Source organism: Nonomuraea sp. NPDC049624, from assembly GCF_040675255.1.
Classification (GTDB): domain Bacteria; phylum Actinomycetota; class Actinomycetes; order Streptosporangiales; family Streptosporangiaceae; genus Nonomuraea.
This window is the reverse complement of record NZ_JBFAOR010000001.1, coordinates 529,850-551,862: the sequence shown is the minus strand read 5'-3', so window position 1 is coordinate 551,862 and position 22,013 is coordinate 529,850. Positions and strand designations below refer to the sequence as shown.

Sequence of the window (22,013 nt, the reverse complement as noted above, 5' to 3'; positions counted from 1 at the left end):
TCCGAGGGCTTCCTACCGTGGAGCCGTGATCCTCATCCGGCGTACGGCCGTCGCCGCGGCGGCCGCGCTCATCTGCTCGCTGCTGCCCGCGCAGGCCGCCCGCGCCGACGGCGCCTACACCTGCTTCCTCGGCCGGATCGACCACGGCACGATCTCCGGCCGGGACTGCGAGGGCGTCGGCTACGTGAACGTCAACGTCACGATCATGGCCGGCCCCGACCCCGGCACGTACCTGTGCCGCACGGCCTTCTCCTGGAACGGCTCCCTGTCGGGCGAGGGCTGCACGCGCTGAGCCCGAGCCGGGCGTCCTTTCCTGCCGGTGAGGTCCCCGGACCGGCCGTTCCCTTCCCCTTGTTCGGGGCAGAGGGCTGCTCATGACCCAAGACCCTTTTGAACCCCCCGGAGCCGGGCTCATCACCTCCTGGATCGCGCTCCTCGACAACGCCCGCCACGAGAACCGGGTCATCTCGGTACGCCTGCTCAGCGGTGACTCCTTCACCGGCCACGTCACCCGCCGGGGCGACTCCGTCGTCACCGTCGAGTCCTCGGAGCGGACCTCCGGCGTCCGGGAGCACAACCTCGCCATCAGCGCCATCGTGTCGATCACCTTCGAGTCGCCGGCCGCTCCCGGCGGGACCTCGCCCGCCTGAGCACCCGCCGGAACGCCCGGCTGTGTGCCGGAAGCGCCGGACGCGCCGGCCTGTCGCACGGGAACGCGTCGTCCCGTATCGTCCCCACCAGCGGACCCCGTCCACGTGAGGAATGATCAACATGTCCCACGATGTGGTACGACGCGTTTTCCAGGCGGTCGACTCGTTCGACCCCGACACGTTCGCCGAGCTGCTGGCCGAGGACGCCACCCTGGTGTTCGGCAACGCCGAGCCCATGGTGGGACGCCACGCCGTCGCCGCCGGCCTGCGGACGTTCTACTCGACCATCGGCGGCCTGCGGCACCGGATCGTCCGGGACTGGCAGGTGGGGGCCGACACGATCGCCGAGACCGAGGTGACGTACCGGCGGCTCGACGGCAAGGACGCCGCGGTGGTGGCCGTGTCGATCTGGCGCACCCGGGACGACGGCCTGATCTCGGACTACCGCATCTTCGCCGATCTCGCCCCCGTCCACGAGTCGTAGCGGCTTCCTGCTATTCCTGTCGGTATTGTGGACAAATCCGTGCGCCGCCGGCGGCCACGTACCGACAGGAGAACCGCCATGCCCACCTACGAGCCGCCCACCCCCACCCCGACCGGTACGCCCGCCCCGAGCCCCACGCCCCCGACCCCCAGTGAGCCCCCGACCCCCAGCCCCACGACCCCGTACCCCACCCCGACCCCCACCTCCACGGCAACCCCGTCGCCCACCGGGACCCCGACTCCGACCGGGACCCCGACTCCGACCGGAACCCCCACTCCGACCGGGACAGCCTCTCCGACCGGGACAGCCTCTCCGACCGGGACGCCGACGCCGACCCCGACCGGGACCGGCACCCCGACCCCCACCGGCACCCCGACCCCCACCGCAAGCCCGACCCCCACCGCGAGCCCGACCCCGACCCCGACCACCACCCCCAGTGCGACACCGAGCCCTTCAGGGGTGGCTCCCGCCCCGAGCGCCACCCCCTCGGCCCCCGCCCCGGGCGCGGCCGGCCCCCAGGGCCCTGGGATGCCGACCACCGAGGTGCACGGCACCACCTTCACCAAGGCCGCCGGCGCCTTCCTGGCCGAGCGCACCGAATTCGCGAACGACACCCGCCGCATCCTCGACGCCCTCGACGCACTGGGCGACTTCGCCGGCACCGACGAGACCGCGAACACCTTCAAGAAGAACTACGCGACGGCCCTGGGAAAGGCCGAGACCTACGTCGACGCCCTGCGCGAGGTCTACCCGGCGGTGGCCGACCGCCTGGCCGACATGCGGACCAGCTTCGACGTCGCCAACTGGGCCACCATCGCATCCCTGCCCGAAGTGTCCGACCCGCCCAAGCTCGCCCCCAAGGACGGACAGCTCATCTGACACCCCTGGAGCCCCCGATGACCACCCCCGAAGACCCCACCCCCTACCTCGACGACGAGATGCGCCACCTCCTCGGCCAGTTCCAGGCCGACGTCCGCCCGCTGGAGGAGTTGCAGGAGAGCCTCGACGCCGTCCGCGGCCGTGGCGAGGCCGCCGACGGCCAGGTGACGGCCGAGGTGTTGCCGACCGGCGCGCTCGGCGGCCTGCGCATCGATCCGCGGGCCATGCGACTGGGCGCGGACGCCCTGGCCGAGGCCGTCCTGGCCGCCGCGAACGCCGCGGCCGAGGACCTCGCCGCCCAGATGACCGGCCTGATGACGACCGGTCTGAGCCCTTTCGCCGACGAGATCCGTCGTTTCACCCGGGACTGACGACGTGACCGGCACTCAGTACCGGCGCCACCGCCTGAACTGGTCCTGGCCCGCGGCGACCCCCAGCTTGGCGAGCATCTGCTGCCAGGTCGGCAACAGGCTGACCGGGTCGTCCACGACGTCGCCCGGCCGGTTGAGCGCGTTGGCGGTGGTGCTGAAGATGGTGGACCCGGTCAGGAACACGACCGCGTTCCGCGCCGCCGGGTTCTTCGGCAGCACGTTGGCGGCCTTGCCGAAGTTGGCCGGGTCCACGTGGTAGAAGACCATGGCCGCGGCGAAGTTCTTCAGCATGTACTCGCCGCGGTCCCCCCAGGAGCCGGTGTCCTCGCCCCTCGCGAGCTTGAGCCCGTCGACGACCGCCTGGTCGAGCACGGTGTAGGCCATGCTGCCCCCGACGGCGTAGATGAACCGCTTGCCCACGGCGTTCTCGAACATCTTGAGCAACAGCCGCGCCTGCGACCTGCGTATCGCCCAGTTGATCATCACCTGGACCTTCTTGTCGATCGCCGGCCAGCAGAAGAACATCAGCAGTTCGATCCACTGGATCATGGCCATCGTGCGCAATGTGTGCTGGGTCCGTTCCAGCAATTCGGCGTAATCCTCGACCGCGTCCGCCAGTCCTCGGATGTAGGCGGCGACGCGCGGCGGATAGGGCGCGATCTCCTGGTTGAAATACGTCCGGAACGCGTCGATGCCCACGCCGGAATTCGGCGGCAGCCAGACCCGGGACGCGACCTCCTCGACGTCGTCAAGGCTGGCGTCCACGCGTCCCGCCAATTGCCGCAACAACCCCGCGGCCGCCCGCGTCTTCGCCGGATCGCCGTCCGGATAGGCCACGCTCAACATCTGCAGAACCACGCCGCCCACTCCGACGGCGGAGAACATGAACCCCGCCATCGGCAGCGCCCGGGAAGACGGACTCATTCGACAACCCCTTCTGCTGGAATCGACAATCAGTTGTGGGATCATCCCATCAATAACATCGATAACGCCAGTCCCAGATTTCCGCCGCTGTTCACCTGCCGGTCCGGATAGGTTTCCGGTCATGAGCCGAACGCCCATCGTCCCGGTTTCACAACTGGCGAGTTACGTGGAGACCGCGCGGGCTTATTACGAACCCCAGATGCAGCTCATGGGGCTCGGCCAGCAGCAGATCGAGCAGCAGTCCTTGACCGAGCTGAAGGATTCGCTCGACCGGGTGAACCGGGCCATCGCGCACCCGTCACAGTTCGGCACGCTCGCGCTGAAGATCAGCGCCTCGGCCGGCGCGATAATCGCCAAGACCGGCGCCGAGGCGACGGTCTCCATCGGCGCCCTGCCCATATTGCTGGAGCGAAAGCGAGCCGTCATCGACCGTATTCGCGTCGTCTATCCGCAGGAACAACTGCAGGACGTCCAGGAGGTCGTCAGCCGGAAGGTCGACGACCCGGAGGTCCGCGACGAGCTCTACGGGATGATCTCTTCTCTGCTCACCGAGCAGCGCGCGCTGGCTGAGCAGACCGCCGCCTCGCAGCTCGACGACATCGACATGGCCCTGAGGGACATCGAGATCAGCGAGCGGAAATGGCGGATGCGCTGGTCGTTCCTCGAGCGCGAACCGGTGGCCATTCTCATCGGCGCGGTGCTGCTCATTCTGCTGGGCGTCGCCCTCGTCATCGCGATGTTCACCGCGACCGCGATCCCCGAGCTCGTGGCCAGCGCCTTCCTGGTCATTCTCGGCTTCTTCTTCGGCCAGACGACCTCCGGGGCCCGCGCTAACGCCGACCGGCAGGGCGAAGGCGGCGTCACCGACCCTCCGAGATAGCGGCACCGACGCCGAGCGGCCTTCTCCGTATTCGTCTGTCACGCCTGGAACCATCCGGACACCTGCTTGTTGTGACATACCCCTACGGAAGGGACGACCGCGTGGGCCCACCGGACCCCCGGCAACGCTTCGAGGAGCTCTACACCGAGCACTACGCGACCGTCTCCGGCTATGTGCGGCGGCGCAGCGACGAGCCTCACGACGTCGCCGACGTCATCGCCGAGACGTTCACGACCGCGTGGCGGCGGCTCGGCGAGGTGCCGACCGGCGACCGCGCCCGGCTCTGGCTGTACGGCGTGGCCCGGCGCACCCTGGCCAACCACCGCCGCGGCGAGTCCCGCCGGGCGGCGCTCACCACGCGCCTGCGCACCGAACTCGCGGAATGGACCGGCCCGGCGGCGGACACCGTGCCCGAGACCGCCCGCGCGGCCTTCATGCGGCTGTCCGCCGACGACCGGGAGGTGCTCTCGCTGGTCGCCTGGGAGGGGCTCGGCAACGCCGAGCTGGCGCAGGTGCTCGGCTGCTCGCGCCTCGCCGTCCGGCAGCGCCTGCACCGCGCACGCAAGCGCCTGGCCGCCGAGCTCGCCGCCGCCGACCCCGATCTCGCCCGGTACGGCCCGCGGGCCGTCCGTCTCGCCAAGGAGACCTCATGAACCCGCAGCCCGACGACATCGTCAGGCGGCTCGCCCCGCCCGCCGGGCCGGGACTGACGCCCGGCGCCATGGAGACGATGTACAAGATCATGGAGGACGAGCCCGCTCCGGCCGTGCCCGCGCCCAAAAGGCGGCGTGCCCTGTTCGTGCTGCCGGCCGCGCTGGGCGCCCTCGCGGCGTCGCTGGCCGTCGTCGTCGCCCTCGGGCCCGCCTCGGCCTCTGCCCTGGACGTCAAGGAGGAGGGCGGCTACTTCGTCATCGAGGTCACGGACGTGTTCGCCAAGCCGGAGGAGTACCAGCGGCAGCTGCGCGACGCCGGCCTCGACATCAAGCTGCGCCTGTTGCCCTCCACGCCCAGCAGCGTCGGCTCGGTCGCCCCGAGCATGGTGGAACCGGACGGGATCAAGGTGATCGACCGTCAGGAAGGCTGCGAGGCGGTGGGCGGCTGCCCGATCAGCATCAAGGTCCGCCGGGACTTCAAGGGCTCGGCCGAGCTCTTCCTCGGCCGGGAGGCGCGTCCCGGTGAGGAATACCAGATCATCACCGGCTTCGACGTGCCCGGCGAGCCCATGCATTGCGCGCCGTACTACAACAGGCCCGTCAGCGAGGTGCGCGCCCTGCTCAAGGACCGGGGGGTGGACATCCAGGCGTTCGACGTCCTCGGTCCCGCCTTCTGGACGGACGAGGGCAAGAACACCGAGCCGGTGACCAAGACGTCGGTCCCGGAGTCCATGCACGTCGTCGGCGGCTACCTGACGATGGCCGGCAAGGCGGCAGTCCAGGTCAGCGACTCGGACCTGCCCGCCGACCTCGTGCGCACGCTGAAGGAGAAGGCCGGATGCCCGTGATCCCGAACAAGGCGCTGGCCGCCGTCCTGGTGGCCGCGACGGTCGGCGTCGTGCCCGCGCCGGACCGTCAGGACGACCTTCCGCAGCCCGTGGACGCGGGCCGGGCGGGCGGCGTCACGCTGATCACCGGTGACCGCGTGGTGGTCACCGGCGGCGGCGGATACCGCGTGCAACCGGGTCCGGGCCGGCGGGTGGCGTTCAGCGGCCAGGTCCAGGACGGTCACCTGTACGTGATCCCGTCCGACGCCCGGCCGCTGGTCGCGGCGAACCTGCTCGACCGGCGGCTGTTCGACGTCACCCAACTGCTGGCCTGGCGGTACGGCGACGCCGACCGGCCGGACATCCCGCTGATCGTCCAGTCGTCCCGAGGGACGGCCCCGGCGCTCCGGGGGACCGAGCGGGCCCGGCCGCTCGGCGGGCTCGGGATGAGCGCGATGAACGTTGCCAAGGCGTCCGCCGGGCAGACCTGGCGGCCGGCGCCCGCTCCCTGACGGCCGGATCCACCAAGCTGTGGCTGGACGGCCGCCGCTCCTACAGCCTCGACCAGAGCGCCGAGCAGATCGGCGCGACCCAGGCCTGGAAGCAGGGCATGACGGGCAAGGGGGTCACGGTGGCCGTCCTGGACAGCGGATACGACCCCGACCACCCCGACCTGAAAGGCGTGGTCACCCAGGAGAAGAACTTCACCGACGAGCCCGACATCCGCGACAACACCGGGCACGGCACCCACGTCGCCTCGATCATCGCGGGAGCCGACGCGAAGTACCGGGGGATCGCGCCCGGCGCGAAGCTCGCCGTCGCGAAGGCCGGCACCGCCTTCGGACTGACCGAGTCGGCGATCCTGGCGGGCATGGAGTGGGCCGCCGCCGAGGTCAAGGCCAAGATCGTCAATTTGAGCTTCGGCGCCCCCGACACCCTGGACCTCGACCCGGTCGAGCAGGCGGTGAACACGCTGTCGCAGCGGTACGGCACGCTGTTCGTCGCGGCCTCGGGCAACCGGAGCACCACCGTCACCAGCCCCGGCAGCGCGGACGCCGCGCTCACCGTCGGTTCCGTCGACCACCAGGACCGCATCGCCGCCTCCTCGGGCAGCGGCCCCCGTGAGGGCGATCACGCCATCAAACCGGACATCACCGCGCCCGGCGTGGGGATCGTGGCTGCGAAGGCGGGCGGGGCCGGGACCGAGGCGCATGTGGCGATGTCGGGCACCTCCATGGCCGCGCCGCACGTGGCGGGCGCCGCGGCGATCCTCGCCCAGCTTCATCCCGACTGGACCGGGCAACGGCTCAAGGCCGCGCTGACGGGCAGCGCCACGCCGCTTCCCGGCCTGACGCCGTACCGGCAGGGGACCGGCCGGGTGGACGTCGTCCGCGCGCTGGCCCAGCAGGTCGTCGCCGTGCCGGAGCGCGTGTGGGCGTACTTCCCCTCCGACGGGACGGGCGAGCGGGTCTCCACCGGGACCGTCACGTACGACAACGCCGGTGACGCCCCCGTCGACCTCGACCTGACCGCCGACGGCGAGGTGGTGCGGCTCTCCGCGCGACGTCTCCAGGTGCCCGCCAAGGGGCAGGCGACGGTCACGGTGACGATCGACGCCAAGGACAGGCGTCCGGCGATCACCTGGCCACGATCATCGCCAGGTCGGGCGACACGGTGATCCGCACCCTGGCCGGCGCGTACGTCGAGCCCGAGTCCCACAACGTGACCGTCAAGGCGCTCGACCGGGCTGGCCGGCCCGCCGAAGCGGGTTTCATCCAGGTGTACGACGCGCGGACGGGCGCCGGCCGCGACGTCCCCCTCGTTGACGGGACGGCCCGGCTCAGGCTGCCCGAGCGCGAGTGGAACCTGTACACCGAGATCTACGACGACGCGGGACACACCCTGGCCCACGCCCGGCTCGATCTCGACCAGGACCGGCAGGTGACCGTCGACGCCCACGACGGCAGGCGAGCCGGTTTCAGCGTGGACGACCCGGACGCCGTGCCGGGCGCCGAACTCATCGTCGAACTGGCCGACGGCGCGTGGTCCTACGGGTTCTCGAGCTGGTCCGCACCGGGCTGGGACACCTACGTCGTCCCGGCACGCGCGCCGGGCCTGCGATTCCTGACCAGGAACATGTGGACGAGCAGGACCCGCACGCCGAGCCCGTACGTCTACGACCTGGTCAACACCCACACCGACGGGCTGCCGGACAACCCCTTCTACGCCGCCCGGCGGGTTGACCTGGTCAAGGTGACGGCGACGTACCGGGCCGCGGCCGCGGCGGCGACCGGACTTCCGTACTTCGGCCCGAGGCTCGTCGAGGACAGGCCCGGGATCATGGCCGCCCCCGGGCAGGACGTGGAACTGCCGAGCACCCTCACCCACTACCGGACGCCGGGACTGGTGTGGGACAGCGGCTTCCAGGTCGGCACGTCCCTCGTGGCCGGTGCCCCGGTCAGGCTGGAGCGGGGGAGCACCACGGAGGTGTGGAACGCCGCCGTGACCGGCCCGTCCGCGCCCGTCGCGACCCGATCGGGTGACGAGCTGACCGTTCCGGTGGGCGACCTGTTCGCCGACGGCGTCGCCGGCCACAGGGGCGCCGACGACGCGGCCACCGGCACCGCCACCCTCACCGCCGGCGGCCGGACGCTGGCCGAGACCGACCTGGCGGGATGCGCGACGGAACGGCCCAATGAGTGCGTGCTCCACGCCGCCCTGCGTCCGGAGCCCGCCACGTACACCCTGAAGGCGTCGGCCCGCCGCGGGGTGCCCTACTCCGCCCTCTCGACCGCCGTCGAGTCCGTCTGGACGTTCCGCGCCTCCAGCGCCGACGGCCACCGCCCGCCGCCCCTGACGGCGGTCCGCCTCACCCCCACCCTGGACGACCACAACCGCGCTCGCCCGGGCACCCGCACCCCCCTCACCCTCGACCCCTCATCCCGCCAGGAGGGCACCCGGGTACGCCTTGAGACCTCCGACGACGACGGCCGAACCTGGCGTCCCGTCCCGGTAACACGATCCGCCCGGGGCTGGCTGGCGGTGGTCCTCAACCCCCGCACAGCGGGATTCGTCTCCCTGCGCGCAACCGTCACGGACACCCCCACCACCCGGCTGACCCAGACGGTCATCCGCGCCTACGCGGTGGGCTGAACCGGTGCCCGGCCGTGCATCGGGGGCACGGCCGGGCACAGCCGGCTGACTCACCCGCCGCCCGTGCGCGTGCTACGTCGAGCTCACCTCGTCGTCGGGGATCGGCGAGGGCGCGGAGAAGTACGGCAGGCCGGACGAGCGATAGAGCACGACGATGAGCACGACCAAGGCGGCGAACCACGCGACGAGCAGCACAGGTGACAGCTCGGCGTAGCCGTACCCGGCCAGCAGGCCGGCCGCGCCCAGACCGGCCACGGCCCAGCGCAACACGTCCAGCAGGGCGGCCTGGGAGTTGTCGCCGTGTGCGCGCATGGCGGTGATAAGGGCGTCCGCGATCAGCCAGACCGTGATCAGTGGGCCGGCCGTGCCGACGAAGCCGATCACCAGCCTGATCGGCTCGTCCGTGCCTGGGCCGATCGCGACGGGCACCAGCGAGACGAGGCCCATGCAGAACGCCCACTGCCGGGCCGTGGCGAAGGCGTCGCCCGGTCGCTGCAACGAGAGCAGCCCGGCGGCGCACAGGCCCCAGCCGACGGGGTCGAACAGCAGGTCGAGGCCATTGAGGCGGAGCGCACCGAAGGCGATGACCAGCCCGGTGGCGATCTTCGTGACGGGACGCACGTGGTGCCCTTCTCTCCCGAGGCCCTGAGGTGGTCGTCAGAACTCGCCGCTCACTGCCTTGTTGCACACCGTGCCGGCCAGGGCGCGTTGCCAGGCCACGGGAACGCGACGCTCGCCCACCGTCATCTGCCACGGGTCCAGCACCACCTCAGACGTGCCCGAGACCAGCCAGGTCCGGTAGGTGAAGCGGATCGGCTGCGGCTCGTGCGGCACCGCCGCGCAGTCGGTGATGACGATCCGCCGGATCACCGTCTCCGAGTCGTCGCCCCTGACGGTGAACTTGGCGGGATCGTCCTGCGTGTCCTCGGGAGGGAGCAGTCGCAGGCCCGGTATGGCCATCGAGATATCCGTGATGGTGAATGGAGAAATCGCCTGGTTCTCCAGCTCGATCCAGGCTCTGGTGGACAACACACCATTGTCGTCAACGTGGGCGGTGAGAAAGAAGCTGTCGATTCTCCAGCGGATGTTCGGCGTTATCGACCCCGTCCACCACAAGCCGCCCGCGACGCACATCAGCACGAGACAACCGGACACCACGAACGGTAATCGCGTACGCGGGGCGACGCCAAATTGCTGCCATATATCCGCTAAACTCACGAGACGGAACCATATATCGTGACGCCTTGTGACGATACCCCCCTTGATCTTCTGGGCGGCGGCGCTGATCACCGTGCCGGCGGCAGCCGCGCCCCTCGGTCAGGGGCGTCTCGGCAGGTTCGTCGCCCTGACGGGCCTCCCGGCCGAGGAGACCGACGCCCGCCGGGTCGTCGGCCATCTCGCCGGTGTGCGCCGGTGGCGGCTGGCGGCCGTCGTCCTGGCGGCCCCCGTGGCGGGGCTGACCGCGGATCCGTTCTATCTCGTCGTGGGGTGGTGCGCCGTTTCGGTGTTCCGCGTCGTACGGGCGCCGGTCACGGAGGCCGTATATCGCCAGGCATGGCTGCTCGCCGTATTCGCGTCCGCCGTGACAGGCTGCTACCTCCTGGCAGCGCAGGGAATCACTCTCACGCGGCTTGCGCACGCCGTCATCGTGGTCGCGGTGATAGCGGCGATACTGTACGCCGAGCGGAATGCCGGGCCGGAAAAGGCAGATGAAACCGAGTCCGCCATTGGCCGATGGTCTGTTCGCGCGCGCTATTCGGCGGGCGCCGCGATTGTGCTGGCTGGCGTTTTCCTGGCTCCCGGACGGGCGCTGCCGAGCGAATCGCCGCAGTACACGATGCCCATACGGGTCGAGGAGCAGCAGGTCTCGTTCCAGGAGATCGGCGAGGTCAAGCGGCCCACCTGTCCGTGGATCGACGAACTGGACGCGCCGTGCCGCTACTGGCTGGTTGACGACGTGCCGTTCCCGCAGGCCGCGCCATATGTCGTCATGAAGGGTGGGGCGCCGAAGGCGGCGCCGTTCGTGGTGAGCCCCGATCGGCGATCCGTCGTCTACCTGGACCGGACCTCGCGTCGTATGGTCCACCAGAACGAAGCGAACCGGCATGAACTCGGCGGGCCGCTCGCCGACACGGACGTGCCCGAGGTGAGCATCAGCGAACGCGGCAGGTACGTCGCCCTGACCAGGAACGGCACCCGCGTCATCGACACCAGGGCCTGGAGCGGAATCACGCTTCCCGGCGTGCTGAAGGTGCTCGAAGTCAACTCGGCGGGGACGGTGGTCAGGACGGCTTCCCGCCTGATCGCCTACGACCACCGCGGCAAGGAGCTGCTGAGCACCGCCATCCCGGACGGGCTCCTGCGATCCCACACCGCCTTCCTCAAACCGGACGGAAGCCGACTTCTGATCATCAGTGACGACGGGAACCTCGTCGAGACCTACGACCTCACCACCGGCGAGCGCATCCATCGCGTGCGCCCCCGACTCCCCGGCGGGGACCCGATCGATTCGGGCACCGGCTGGTCGAGCAAGGGCCCGTTCCAGGTCCGCCGGGACTCGGGGGACGGGGAGCGCAAGAACTTCTTCCTCGACCTGGCGACCGGCAGGACCTGGCACATCAAGAACGGCCCGCCGCCCGGCTACCGACCCGGGAACCAGTAGGCGGCCGCCTACTTCCCGGGCCTTCCGGCCCGCCTGTGGCCGTGACTCCGGATGAGGCTTGGGTGTGCCGATGGAGTGCAGGCCGCCCGGAAGCTCTCCGGCTCGATGGACCGGCGGGTCCTTCGCGAACGTCCTAGCAGGCGTCGACCCACTTGTGCGAGGCGACGTTGTCGTTGAGGGACTGCCCGTAACCGGACAGGCCGGCGCCGCCGTTGAAGGTCTCGCGTCCCAGCGAGAGGTTGTCCCAGTGGTTGCCGCTCGCCAGGCAGCGCCAGGCGCCGGTGTAGTTGCGGCCCCAGTAGAGCTTGACGACGCTGTAACCGCCCGGGAACCCGTTGTTGAACATCTGGGAAGCCTGGTTCTCCATGCTGATGGTCTGGTTCTCGCCGTTCAGGCAGTCGGCCCAGGAGGTGTCGTAGAGGAGCCACCTGCAGTACTTGCCCAGCCCGTTCGGATGCTCGGCCGCGTAGAAGAACCCGTCAGGGATCAGGAGGTCCGCGGGCGTGACCGTGTTCTCCGCCGTGCCGTCGGCGGGAGCGCCGGACGAGGGGGACGAGGGGGACGAGGTGGACGAGGTGGACGCGGCGGGCGCGGTGTCGTCGGCCACGGCCTGGCCGGCCGGCAGGACGGCGGCCAGGCCGGCGACGGCCAGCCCCGCGGCCACGGAGATGATGGTGCGCATGGTGATCCTTTCTCGCGTTCGACAGAAGGCGGGAACTCAGAGGGACTCGGTGACGGTTCGGGCTCGCGGAAGCGCGGAGAGCGCCAGGCGGCGCCAGGTCGCCAGCTCCTCGCGGTATCGGGCGCGGATGCGCTGCTCGTAGTGCCGGTCCAGGCGGCGCGCCGTGGCGGCGAAGCCCGTCCGCAGGGCGCAGGTGGCCTCGGCGACGGCGGTCCGGCGCCACCGGGCCTCCGTCCCGTTCTGGCGGCTGTTGTCGAGGGCGACCCGGATCTCCACGGGGGATGCGAACGCCTGCCCCTGCCCGCGCATGCAGGCCGCCCATCCGGCCATGGCCGTGGCGAAGGCCGGATCGCCGCTGACGGCCTCGTACCGGACCGCGCGCAGGCTCGTCCTGATCTCCTTGACGCGGAACCACGTCCGGGCGTCGCCGTAGAGCTGCTGCTGGGCCTGGGACGTGCAGCCGCGCGAGCTGTGACGTACGCGTCCGCCCGACGGCAGATTCGCCTCGAACTGCTCGTCCGTCAGGCTGCCGTGGATGGCGAGGAGCCAGGCGTGCCGCCGCTCCGGCGGGAGGCTCATCCCGTGCACCTGGTTGGGGTGGGGTGATCCGCCACGCGTTCCGCCGGTGTCGTAGCCGCGGGCGCCGGCCGCGTTCACGTCGTCCACGACGTAGGGGAACGCGGGGGGCGGCGCGTACTCGACGACCCAGTAGGCGAAACCTCCTTGCCGCATGCATCGCTGGATGAGGAGCTCCTCCGCGTCGTGCAAGAGTGCCTCGTCCCGCGGCGTGGGATCACGAGAAGCGGTGAGCGCCGGCGTCGGGACCGCGGCTCCCGAGCCGGCGGCGACCGTGGCCAGCACGCCCGCGAAGGCCAGCCACCGCCGCCACCGCGAGGACGGACTCATCGGCCCGGCCGCGCCGCGGGGCGCGGGATTCTTCGAGGCATGGCGGCGGCCTTTCTGGAGGAAGGGGATGCGCGAGAAGCCGCCCGGACGCGGGCTGCGCGGCGAGCGCCGCGCCACTAGCCGGCGCTCTCACGACCCTCAGTCTCGGCCGCCGGAGAATTGTCCGGCACCCCCATCCGCCACCCCGGACAAATCTGATCGCCCTGCCCCGCCTCCCTCCCGCACCAGCGTGCGCAACGGTAACACCCCCGTCGCCCGTCGACGGTGGCCTGCTCGTGTTCGCCTCACGTTCCGTGGGGCGCTACGCAGCCTGTCGCCTGGGACGCATGTCGAACATGTAGAAGACGAGCAGCAACACGTAGAACACGAGCGCGCCAATCGCGCTGAACGCGCCGATGACGGTCGCGACGAGATAGAGCACCGGCCCCATGCCCCAGCGGAATCGCAACGAGCGCGCCTCGGCCGGAGTGATGTGCCCGCCGAGGTGGCGGTGTCCCGACGAGGCGTACCACCACACGGCGTTGTAGAAGATGCCGCCGATCACCAGCACGATTCCGTAGAAGACGGCGGCCATCTGGGTGCCGTGGTCGGCGTGCAGCGCCTCGGCCAGCACGTGCGTGGGAAACGGCAAGAAGGCGACATCCATCAGGAGGAGCACGTTGAGGGCCAGCAGCGGGCCGTCGGTCCGGCGGATGAAGTGGAACATCCGATGGTGGTTCATCCAGATCATCCCCACCAGCAGGAACGTCACCATGTAGGCGAGGTAGGACGGCCACAGGCGGATCAGCGCACCCCCGAGGTCCTCTTCCAGCCCTCGGGCAGCCGGATCTCAAGCACCAGCAGCGTGATCGCGATGGCGAAAACGCCGTCGCTGAACGCCTCCAGGCGCCCGGTGCTCATCACGAAGAGTCATCACTCACGCCGCGTATCGTAGCGAGCGAACCAAGTCGCCCGACGACGGGCAGTTCGCCGCATTTCCACTGCTAGCCGGGCCTCGATGCACCGTTACGTCCCAGTGGCACGGCGAGGCTCAACCCCGTCAGCACACCGAAGAACCTCAACCCAACCTCTGTAGTGCTCCGATTCGGCCGTCCGCGCGGCGCGGTCAAGCAAGGGGACCGCAGCGCTGCTCCGACAGGTTGAGTCCGAGTGAGATGGCTCCCCTCGGCTTCCGGAAACGGAAAAGGGCTCGACCCGCTAAGCGGATCAAGCCCTCTACCTGGTCAAACTGTGTCGGGGTGGCGGGATTTGAACCCACGACCTCTTCGTCCCGAACGAAGCGCGCTGCCAAGCTGCGCTACACCCCGGTGCACGCCCGTCTTGCGCGTGCTTGAGAAAGTCTAGCGGACTTCGCGGGTACTCGTGACCGCCTCAGCGCCGCGGAACCAGCGTGAGCAACGTCGCCTCCGGGAAACACGCGAAACGGGCCGGTGCGTACGGCGAGGTGCCGAGGCCGGCGGACACGTGCAGCCAGGCGTTCTCGTGCCGGCTCAGGCCCTTCACGCGGGCACGGTCGATGCCGCAGTTGGTGACCAGGGCGCCGTAGAACGGGACGCAGAGCTGGCCGCCGTGGGTGTGGCCGGCGAGCAGGAGCTGGTAGCCGTCCTCGGCGAAGCGGGTCATGTTGCGCGGCTCGGGGGAGTGCATGACGCCGAGGCGGAGGTCGGCGTCGGCGGGGGCCGGGCCGGCGACCAGGTCGTAGCGGTCGCGGGAGATGTGGGAGTCGTGGATGCCCGCCACCGCGACGTCGAGGTCGCCGATCTTGACGCGGGCGGTGGTGTTGTTCATGTCCAGCCAGCCCTCGGCGGCCATGCCGGCGCCCAGTTCCTCCCACGGGAGGTTGGGGATGTGCTGGCGGCGGTCGTTCTTCGAGGTACGCCAGAGGTAGCGGGCCGGGTTCTTCGGCTGCGGGGCGTAGAGGTCGTTGGACCCGTAGACGAACAGGCCGGGACGGGACAGCAGCGGCTCCAGGGCGTGCAGGAGCGCGGGGACCGCTTCGGGGTGGGCGATCGAGTCGCCGGTGTTGACCACCAGGTCGGGTTCCAGGGCGCCCAGGGAGCGCACCCAGTTGATGAGCATCGTGCGCCTGGGGGTCAGGTGCAGGTCGGACAGGTGCAGCACGCGTACGGGACGCCGCCCGCGCTCCAGCACCGGCACGTCGAAGCGGCGCAGGCGGAACCAGTTGCGCTCCACGACGGAGGCGTAGCCCAGCCCGGCCAGGCCGAGACCGATCATGGACAGGGGCACTGCGACGGCTTTCCTCACGTACTCATGATGCCTGACAACGGGCACGAGCCGTCCCGGCAGACGGCAAGATGGACCGCATGAGCGCAATGAAGGACAAGCTGAAGGCCGATCTCACGGCCTCGATGAAGAGCCGGGACGAAGTCCGTCTCCGGACGATTCGCATGGCTCTGGCGGCCGTGAACGTCGAGGAGGTGGCGGGCAAGGCGGCCAGGGAGCTCAGCGATGACGAGGTCATCAAGGTGCTGACCAAGGAGGCCAAGAAGCGGCGCGAGGCCGCCGAGGCGTTCCAGAACGCCGGACGCACCGAGCAGGCCCAGGCCGAGCTGGACGAGCAGGCGGTGCTGGAGGAGTACCTGCCGGCGCAGCTCTCCGACGAGGAGCTGGCCCAGATCGTCGACGCGGCCGTGGCCGAGACCGGCGCGTCGGGGCCGCAGGCCATGGGGCAGGTCATGAAGGTGGTCAACCCCAAGGTCGCGGGCAGGGCCGAAGGCGGCCGCGTCGCCGCCGCCGTCCGCGCCCGCCTCACCGCCTGACCCCGGCACCACTTCACCCACCGACCGCCACCCTCGCGCCGCCTTCGCGTGGGACGCCTTCGCGTGGGACGCCTTCGCGTGGGACGCCGCCCTTGGGACGTGACTGCGGCGGTCCTACATGGCGGCGGCGGTCCGAGGGAGTGGCGGTGCCGGTTCACCGGGCGGTGTCGTGGCCCCGCGGCGGTGTCGGTCTGAGAGGTGTTGTGGGAGGTGGCCAGGGGCGGCTGTTGAGGGCCGTCCCTGGGAAGCCTCTGGAGGCGTTGCAGGAGGGGCTGGGCGGCCATGGAAGGGCAATCCGGCGGCAAAGGCTGTTCGGGGCCGCCCAGCGCCTCTCAGCGGCGGGTTCGGGCCGCCGGGGCGGTGAGCCCGGTGTCGGCCCGCCCGCCGAGCCCATCGCCGAGCCCGCCGAGCCCGCCGACTCCCGGGCCGCCGCCCAGCCCGCCGCCGAACCCGTTGCCCGGCCGCTGCCAGTCGCCAGGCCCGCGCCCGTCCCCGCCGCCGTCGCCACGGTCGTTGTGGTCGCCGAAGAAGTTGTCGAACGGGTCGCCGTCCCCGGGCCCCTCGTCGCCGCGCTTCTTCTTCTTGGGCTTCGGCGCGCACTTGTCGGAGCAGCCGCCGAACCGCGAGTGGTCCACCGGCGTGAACTTCGCCGGCTCCACCCCCTTGAGCGCCTGCATCATCGCCTGCTTCCAGATGGGCCCGGAGATGGAGGCGCCGTACACGTACGGGAAGTACTGCCCCCCGATCGTGACCCCGATCAGCTTGTGGGTGGAGGCGCCGCGCGGGTCGCCGAGGCTCACGGCCGAGGACAGGTTCGGGGTGTAACCGGCGAACCAGGCGGACATGTAGTCGTCGGTCGTTCCGGTCTTGCCGGCCGCGTCACGTCCGATGCCGCCCACGCCGCTCATCGTGCCCTTGGTGAACACGCCCGACAGGATGCCGCTGACCGCGTCGGCGACCTCCTCCTCCATGACCTGCGAACACTTCGGCTTGTACTGCTTGGCGGCGCCGTTCCTGTCCTTGATCTCGGTGATGGCCAGCGGCTGGCAGTACTGGCCGCGCGAGGCGAACACGGCGTAGGAGTTGGCGATCGTGACGGGGTCGACCTCGTTGACGCCCAGCGTGAACGTCTCGACCTCGCGCAGCTTGCCGCCGTCGGCCCGCTTGACGCCGAGGCGCTTGGCGAGCTTGACGACCTTGCAGAGCCCGACCTCCTGCTCCAGCTTGAGGAAGAACGTGTTCACCGAGCCCCACGTGCCGGTCTGCAGGGTCTTGAAACCGCCGCCGCCCTCGCTGGAGTTGTGCGCGGTGTGCGAGGGGTCGCCGACGTTCTCGCCCTTGCAGTCCTTGAAGGAGTTGTAGCCGCTCGCGGTGAACCCGGCCGGCGCGGGGAAGCCGTCGCCGTACTTCAGGCCCTCCTCCAGGGCGGCGGCCAGCGTGTACGCCTTGGCCGTCGAGCCCTGCTGCAAGCCGCGCCCGCCGCCGTGCGCGGCGTCGGCGACGACGTTGTAGCTCATCTCGTTCTTCTTCTTGCTGCCGCCGAACTTGCGCGAGGCCGCCATCGCCTTGATCTCGCCGGTGCCGGGCACGACCATGGCCTGCGCGGCCACGGGCTTGTCCTTGGGGCTGACGTACTTCTTGATGGCCTTCTCGGCGGCCTTCTGCATCTTGGGGTCGAGCGTGGTCTTGATCGTCATGCCGCCGCGCTGGAGCAGCTTCCTGCGCTCGTCCTGGTTCTTGCCGAAGTCGTCGTTGTTGAGGATCTCGTACTGGACGTAGAGGCAGAAGTACGGGAACTTGCTGGCCTCGCAGCCGCCGGGGAACTTGACGTCCTTGTAGCCGAGCTTCTCGGCCTTGGCCGCGTCGGCCTCCGCCTGCGTGATCTTGTGGATCTCGGCCATCCGGTCGAGCACGGTGTTGCGGCGCAGCAGCAGCCGCTCGCGCGACTCGGGGCCGACGTTGGGGTCGGTGCGGGCCGGGTTCTGGACGGCGCCGGCCAGCGTGGCGGCCTCCGACAGGTCCAGCTCGGAGGCGGGCTTGTCGAAGAAACGCCTGGCCGCGGCCTGGATGCCGTGCGCGCCCGCGCCGAAGTAGGCGATGTTGAGGTACTTCTCCAGGATCTGCTGCTTGCTGTACTTGCGCTCGATCGCCATGGCGTACCGCAGCTCCTGGAGCTTGCGGGACATCGTCGGGGCGATGGCCGCCTGCTGCTCCTCCGGCGTCTCGGCCTTGTTGACCAGCACCTGCTTGACGTACTGCTGGGTGATCGAGGAGCCGCCCTGCATGACGCCGCCGCCGGTGAGGTTCTTCACCAGGGCGCGGGCGGTGCCCTCGACGTCGATCGGGCCGTGCTCGAAGAAGCGGAAGTCCTCGATCGCGATCAGCGCGGTCTGCATGATGGGCGCGACCTTGTCGAGGGTCACGGACTGCCGGTTCTCGTAGTAGAACTGGGCGATCTGCTTGCCGTTGGCGTCGACCAGCTTCGTGCGTTCGGGCAGCGGGGGTTCGTCGAGTTCCTGGGGCTTGAGTTCGAGGCCGTCCATGGCGGTCTTGGCCGACACGCCCGCCCCGCCCACCGCCGGCAGCGCCACCGCCGCCGCCAGCACACCCGCCGCCGTCCCGGCGATGATCAGACGCAGGACGCTGACGAGCGGGTGGGAGCGGTCTTTGCGCTTCGCTTGCACGCTCCCAAGGGTACGTCGAAACACTGTCCTTATCGGTAACACGACACCATTTCGCCTTGACTGGGAGGGGTGACTAGTCATTCCCGGTCAACAGTCCGGCGAGAAATTGGTCCTCTGGGGTCTGTCGGCCCGAACGTGAAGTTGCGTACGTTCATCCTCTGCGGCAACTGAATACGGAGGCTCGGCGCCCGCGCCCGTCGGCCCCAAATGACGACTGACCACCTAAGGGGAGTGGGGTCGAAAAATGTGGATCACGGATTGGACCTCCCGTGCCGCCTGTAAGGGTGCGGACCCGGACGCGCTGTTCGTCCAGGGCGCCGCACAGAACAGGGCGAAGCTGATCTGTCGAGGATGCCCGGTCCGTACCGAATGCCTCGCCGATGCGCTGGACAACCGCATCGAGTTCGGGGTGTGGGGCGGTATGACCGAACGCGAACGCCGCGCGCTGCTCAGGCGCCGGCCCGACGTGGACTCGTGGCGCGACCTGCTCGAGTCCGCGAAGGAAGAGTACGAACGGACCAATGAGCTGATCGCGGGCTGATCGGGCCCGCGGCGGGAAAGCACGGCCGGCGCCGCCCGTCGGCCGTGCTTTCCCTACGCGCTCGCCAACAGGTTCCCGATCTGCCGCAAGCCGGCTAGGTCGTGGACATCTCCGGACATCGCACGTACCTGTGCCACGGGCACCGTGGGATGCGCCGAGACGAAATGCTCCTGCTCGCGGCTCTCGCGAGTGGCGAGTTGCATCCGGCCGGTGTGCAGCCGCAGCACAGCGGCCGTCAACTCGTGTTCGCCCCTCGACTCCAGGTCCTCGGCCGCGGCGGCGCTGCGTGCCGCCGAGAGCGCCGAGCCGGGCGACACGTGCACCCGGTTCACCACGAGCCCGGCGAGGGGCATGCGCTCCTCGGCGAGCCGTTCCACGAAGTACGACGCCTCCCTCATCGCGTCGCGCTCCGGCGCGGCCACCACGAGGAAGGCCGTGCCCGGCGCCTGCAACAGCTTGTACGTCATCTCGGCCCGCTGCCTGAACCCGCCGAACACGGCGTCCAGCGCGGACACGAACGTCTGCAGGTCCTTGATCACCTGCGCGCCGAGCAGCTTGGTCATCGCCCCGGCCATCAACCCGAACCCGGCGTTGAGCAGCCGGAACGCGCTGCGTCCGCCCGCCTTGGCGGGAGCGGTGAGCAGCCGGATGAACCGTCCGTCGAGGAAGCGGCCGAGCCGCTCGGGCGCGTCGAGGAAGTCCAGCGCCGACCGCGAGGGCGGCGTGTCCACGATGATCAGGTCCCACTCGTCGGAGCGGCGGAGCTGGCCGAGCTTCTCCATCGCCATGTACTCCTGCGTGCCCGAGAAACTGGAGGACAGCGACTGGTAGAAGGGGTTCGACAGGATCTGGCGGGCCCGTTCCGGGTCGGCGTGCGCCTCGATGATCTCGTCGAACGTGCGCTTCATGTCGAGCATCATGGCGAAGAGCTGGCCGCCGCCCTCGGGCGAGCTGACCAGGCGCGGGGTGTTGTCCAGCTCGGTCAGGCCCATCGACTGGGCCAGGCGGCGCGCCGGGTCGACGGTCAGCACCACCGCGCACCGGCCGCGTTCGGCGGCGCGCAGGCCGAGGGCCGCGGCGGTCGTGGTCTTGCCGACGCCGCCGGAGCCGCAGCAGACGATGATCCGGGTGCCCTTGTCGTCGAGGATCGCGTCGACGTCGAGGGGGATGGGCTTCTTCACGCGGCTCCCCGGTGGGTGCGGAGGATCTCGGCCAGCTCGTACAGGCCGGCCAGGTCGACGCCGTCGGCCAGCAGCGGCAGCTCGACGCGCGGCAGGCCGGCCTCGGCCAGCGACTCGCGCTCGGCGTGCTCCAGCTCGGTGCGGCGGGCGTGCTCGACGACCTCCTCGGCGAGCGCCTCGGCCATCGCGGCGGCGTCGGAGGTGTCGGCGAGACCGGCCGCCTTGAGCCCGAGCGCCAGCTCGCCCACGTCGAATCGGCCCTTGACAGCCATGTCAAGAGCGGCCTGTGGAAGCAGTGATTCACGGACCATGTTGATGAAAACGCAACCTGCGGGGAGCCCGGCCGAGCGCAATTCGGCGACCCCGTCGAGGGTCTCCTGCACCGGCATCTCCTCCAGGAGGGTGACGAAGTGCACCATCGTCTCCCTGGACTTCACGACGCCGTTCACGAGTTCCGAGTGGTTCTTGATCGGTCCGACCTTGGCCAGGCCGGCGACCTCCTGGGTGACGTTCAGGAAGCGCGTGATGCGGCCGGTGGGCGGCGCGTCGAGGACGACGGCGTCGTAGACCCGGCGGCCGTTCTTGCCCCGCCTGCGCACGGCCTCGGTCGTCTTGCCGGTGACCAGGACGTCGCGGAACCCGGGGGCCACGGTGGTGGCGAAGTCGACGATGCCCATCTTGGTCAGCGCGCGCCCGGCCCTGCGCATGCCGTAGAACATCTCCATGTATTCGAGCATGGCCTCTTCGGGATCGATGGCCAGCGCGTACACGTCGCCGCCGGAGGGCGCGACGGCGATCTTGCGCTCCTCGTAGGGCAGCGGCGGCAGGTCGAAGATCTGGGCGATGCCCTGCCTGCCCTCCACCTCGACGAGCAGCACCTTGCGCCCGCCCGCGGCCAGTGCGAGGGCGAGGGCGGCGGCGACGGTCGTCTTGCCGGTGCCGCCCTTGCCGGTGACGACGTGCAGCCGCACGTCGCCCCAATCCGTGTCCGGGAAGTCCACGTTTCGAGGCTACCGAACGGTTACTTGTCGAAACCCGACGGCCACCGTTTGATTGCTCACATTGTGGTCACCGCCTCCCGTATGGGTGGGGTGACAGGCCGGGAAGCGGCTTTCCATGAGATCGTCATGCCATGAAGAAATGGGAGTACCTCACCGCTCCGGTGCTGATCCACAACACGAAGATGATCCTCGACAACTTCGGGTCCGACGGCTGGGAGCTCGTCCAGATCGTCCAGGGCGCCTCGCCCGAGCAGCTCGTCGCCTACTTCAAGCGGGAGAAGGCATGACCCCCGAGGAGCGGATCGCCGAGCTCGGGTACGAGCTGCCCCAGCCGGTGACGCCGCTGGCCGCGTACGTGCCGACCGCCCGTACCGGTGACCTGGTCTACACCTCCGGCCAGGTGCCCATGCTGGAGGGCAAGCTGCACCAGACCGGCAAGCTCGGCGTCGACCTCGGCGTCGACGAGGGGAAGGCGCAGGCGCGCATCTGCGTGCTCAACGCGCTGGCCGCGCTGAAGGCCGAGCTGGGCGAGCTGTCCCGGGTGCGGCGGATCGTCAAGGTCGTGGTCTTCGTGGCCAGCGCGCCGAGCTTCACCGAGCAGCCGCAGGTGGCCAACGGCGCCAGCGACTTCCTGGCCGAGGTGTTCGGCGAGGCGGGCAAGCACGCCCGCAGCGCCGTGGGCGTGGCCGCGCTGCCGCTGGACGCCCCCGTGGAAGTGGAGCTGATCGCGGAGGTCTCCTGACCATCAGGATGTG

General features: G+C 70.2%; 27 protein-coding genes and 1 tRNA gene. 16 read left to right on the top strand and 12 right to left on the bottom strand.

Annotated features, from left to right (window positions below):
• Positions 1-25: 25 nt before the first annotated feature.
• From AB0J76_RS02980 to AB0J76_RS02960, 5 genes are all read left to right on the top strand, one after another.
• Positions 26-292, top strand: coding sequence for a hypothetical protein (locus tag AB0J76_RS02980; protein ID WP_352321327.1), 267 nt, complete (start codon positions 26-28; stop codon positions 290-292).
• An 82-nt stretch (positions 293-374) separates the two neighbouring features.
• On the top strand, positions 375-650 hold the full coding sequence (locus tag AB0J76_RS02975; protein ID WP_352321328.1) for a hypothetical protein: 276 nt from the start codon (positions 375-377) through the stop codon (positions 648-650).
• Positions 651-771: 121 nt separating this feature from the next.
• Complete coding sequence (locus tag AB0J76_RS02970; protein WP_352321329.1) at positions 772-1,134, top strand: nuclear transport factor 2 family protein; 363 nt, start codon at positions 772-774, stop codon at positions 1,132-1,134.
• A 528-nt stretch (positions 1,135-1,662) separates the two neighbouring features.
• Positions 1,663-2,013, top strand: a complete 351-nt coding sequence (locus AB0J76_RS02965) for a hypothetical protein (protein ID WP_352321331.1) — start codon at positions 1,663-1,665, stop codon at positions 2,011-2,013.
• 17 nt (positions 2,014-2,030) lie between these two features.
• Positions 2,031-2,384 carry a YbaB/EbfC family nucleoid-associated protein gene (locus AB0J76_RS02960; protein WP_352321333.1) on the top strand — a complete coding sequence of 118 codons (354 nt, stop codon included), beginning with the start codon at positions 2,031-2,033 and terminating at the stop codon, positions 2,382-2,384.
• Between the two features lie 15 nt (positions 2,385-2,399).
• Here AB0J76_RS02960 and AB0J76_RS02955 read toward each other — a convergent pair whose 3' ends face one another.
• Positions 2,400-3,308 (bottom strand): hypothetical protein, encoded by a 909-nt coding sequence (locus AB0J76_RS02955; RefSeq protein WP_352321335.1) that lies wholly within the window; start codon positions 3,306-3,308, stop codon positions 2,400-2,402.
• Between the two features lie 121 nt (positions 3,309-3,429).
• Here AB0J76_RS02955 and AB0J76_RS02950 point away from each other — a divergent pair, with 121 nt between their 5' ends.
• The 6 genes from AB0J76_RS02950 (at position 3,430) to AB0J76_RS02925 (ending at position 8,821) form a co-directional block, all read left to right on the top strand.
• Complete coding sequence (locus tag AB0J76_RS02950) at positions 3,430-4,188, top strand: hypothetical protein (RefSeq protein ID WP_352321337.1); 759 nt, start codon at positions 3,430-3,432, stop codon at positions 4,186-4,188.
• A 101-nt stretch (positions 4,189-4,289) separates the two neighbouring features.
• The gene (locus tag AB0J76_RS02945) at positions 4,290-4,841 is read left to right on the top strand and encodes an RNA polymerase sigma factor (RefSeq protein ID WP_352321339.1); all 552 of its coding nucleotides are present in this window, start codon (positions 4,290-4,292) and stop codon (positions 4,839-4,841) included.
• Positions 4,838-5,689, top strand: a complete 852-nt coding sequence (locus AB0J76_RS02940; protein WP_352321341.1) for a hypothetical protein — start codon at positions 4,838-4,840, stop codon at positions 5,687-5,689. The genes AB0J76_RS02945 and AB0J76_RS02940 overlap by 4 nt, the downstream gene beginning before the upstream one ends.
• A complete protein-coding gene (locus tag AB0J76_RS02935; protein ID WP_352321343.1) occupies positions 5,680-6,180 on the top strand; it encodes a hypothetical protein in 501 nt (166 codons plus the stop codon). The genes AB0J76_RS02940 and AB0J76_RS02935 overlap by 10 nt, the downstream gene beginning before the upstream one ends.
• A 98-nt stretch (positions 6,181-6,278) precedes the next feature.
• Complete coding sequence (locus AB0J76_RS02930) at positions 6,279-7,346, top strand: S8 family serine peptidase (protein WP_352321345.1); 1,068 nt, start codon at positions 6,279-6,281, stop codon at positions 7,344-7,346.
• Entirely contained in the window at positions 7,343-8,821 is a 1,479-nt protein-coding gene (locus AB0J76_RS02925; RefSeq protein ID WP_352321346.1) for a hypothetical protein, read from the top strand. The genes AB0J76_RS02930 and AB0J76_RS02925 overlap by 4 nt, the downstream gene beginning before the upstream one ends.
• A 72-nt stretch (positions 8,822-8,893) precedes the next feature.
• On the opposite strand, the gene AB0J76_RS02920 is transcribed toward AB0J76_RS02925, so the two are convergent.
• Both AB0J76_RS02920 and AB0J76_RS02915 read right to left on the bottom strand, forming a co-directional pair.
• A complete protein-coding gene (locus tag AB0J76_RS02920; protein ID WP_352321348.1) occupies positions 8,894-9,442 on the bottom strand; it encodes a hypothetical protein in 549 nt (182 codons plus the stop codon).
• Between the two features lie 36 nt (positions 9,443-9,478).
• Entirely contained in the window at positions 9,479-10,039 is a 561-nt protein-coding gene (locus tag AB0J76_RS02915; protein ID WP_352321350.1) for a hypothetical protein, read from the bottom strand.
• Between the two features lie 43 nt (positions 10,040-10,082).
• Here AB0J76_RS02915 and AB0J76_RS02910 point away from each other — a divergent pair, with 43 nt between their 5' ends.
• A complete protein-coding gene (locus tag AB0J76_RS02910) occupies positions 10,083-11,483 on the top strand; it encodes a hypothetical protein (RefSeq protein ID WP_352321352.1) in 1,401 nt (466 codons plus the stop codon).
• Between the two features lie 133 nt (positions 11,484-11,616).
• On the opposite strand, the gene AB0J76_RS02905 is transcribed toward AB0J76_RS02910, so the two are convergent.
• The 6 genes from AB0J76_RS02905 to AB0J76_RS02880 form a co-directional block, all read right to left on the bottom strand.
• On the bottom strand, positions 11,617-12,165 hold the full coding sequence (locus tag AB0J76_RS02905; protein ID WP_352321354.1) for a hypothetical protein: 549 nt from the start codon (positions 12,163-12,165) through the stop codon (positions 11,617-11,619).
• A 36-nt stretch (positions 12,166-12,201) separates the two neighbouring features.
• Positions 12,202-13,071 (bottom strand): hypothetical protein, encoded by an 870-nt coding sequence (locus AB0J76_RS02900; protein ID WP_352321356.1) that lies wholly within the window; start codon positions 13,069-13,071, stop codon positions 12,202-12,204.
• Positions 13,072-13,372: 301 nt separating this feature from the next.
• Positions 13,373-13,825, bottom strand: coding sequence for a TMEM175 family protein (locus AB0J76_RS02895; RefSeq protein WP_352321358.1), 453 nt, complete (start codon positions 13,823-13,825; stop codon positions 13,373-13,375).
• A 29-nt stretch (positions 13,826-13,854) separates the two neighbouring features.
• Positions 13,855-13,971 carry a TMEM175 family protein gene (locus AB0J76_RS02890; RefSeq protein WP_352321360.1) on the bottom strand — a complete coding sequence of 39 codons (117 nt, stop codon included), beginning with the start codon at positions 13,969-13,971 and terminating at the stop codon, positions 13,855-13,857.
• A gap of 333 nt (positions 13,972-14,304) precedes the next feature.
• Positions 14,305-14,378, bottom strand: a tRNA-Pro gene (locus AB0J76_RS02885).
• A gap of 64 nt (positions 14,379-14,442) precedes the next feature.
• Positions 14,443-15,306 (bottom strand): metallophosphoesterase, encoded by an 864-nt coding sequence (locus tag AB0J76_RS02880; protein ID WP_352321394.1) that lies wholly within the window; start codon positions 15,304-15,306, stop codon positions 14,443-14,445.
• 89 nt (positions 15,307-15,395) lie between these two features.
• Between AB0J76_RS02880 and AB0J76_RS02875 the strand changes: the two genes are divergently transcribed.
• Positions 15,396-15,851, top strand: coding sequence for a GatB/YqeY domain-containing protein (locus tag AB0J76_RS02875; RefSeq protein WP_352321362.1), 456 nt, complete (start codon positions 15,396-15,398; stop codon positions 15,849-15,851).
• Positions 15,852-16,183: 332 nt separating this feature from the next.
• Here AB0J76_RS02875 and AB0J76_RS02870 read toward each other — a convergent pair whose 3' ends face one another.
• The gene (locus AB0J76_RS02870; protein ID WP_352321364.1) at positions 16,184-18,535 is read right to left on the bottom strand and encodes a transglycosylase domain-containing protein; all 2,352 of its coding nucleotides are present in this window, start codon (positions 18,533-18,535) and stop codon (positions 16,184-16,186) included.
• 244 nt (positions 18,536-18,779) lie between these two features.
• Between AB0J76_RS02870 and AB0J76_RS02865 the strand changes: the two genes are divergently transcribed.
• Entirely contained in the window at positions 18,780-19,076 is a 297-nt protein-coding gene (locus tag AB0J76_RS02865; protein WP_090771382.1) for a WhiB family transcriptional regulator, read from the top strand.
• A 53-nt stretch (positions 19,077-19,129) separates the two neighbouring features.
• Here the strand turns inward: AB0J76_RS02865 and AB0J76_RS02860 are convergent, their stop codons facing one another.
• Positions 19,130-20,257 (bottom strand): ArsA family ATPase, encoded by a 1,128-nt coding sequence (locus AB0J76_RS02860; protein WP_352321366.1) that lies wholly within the window; start codon positions 20,255-20,257, stop codon positions 19,130-19,132.
• Entirely contained in the window at positions 20,254-21,258 is a 1,005-nt protein-coding gene (locus AB0J76_RS02855) for an ArsA-related P-loop ATPase (protein ID WP_352321368.1), read from the bottom strand. The genes AB0J76_RS02860 and AB0J76_RS02855 overlap by 4 nt, the downstream gene beginning before the upstream one ends.
• A 131-nt stretch (positions 21,259-21,389) precedes the next feature.
• Between AB0J76_RS02855 and AB0J76_RS02850 the strand changes: the two genes are divergently transcribed.
• Both AB0J76_RS02850 and AB0J76_RS02845 read left to right on the top strand, forming a co-directional pair.
• Positions 21,390-21,545, top strand: a complete 156-nt coding sequence (locus tag AB0J76_RS02850) for a hypothetical protein (protein WP_352321370.1) — start codon at positions 21,390-21,392, stop codon at positions 21,543-21,545.
• The gene (locus AB0J76_RS02845; protein ID WP_352321372.1) at positions 21,542-22,000 is read left to right on the top strand and encodes a RidA family protein; all 459 of its coding nucleotides are present in this window, start codon (positions 21,542-21,544) and stop codon (positions 21,998-22,000) included. Before AB0J76_RS02850 ends, AB0J76_RS02845 begins: the two co-directional genes overlap by 4 nt.
• The last annotated feature ends 13 nt before the right edge of the window (positions 22,001-22,013 follow it).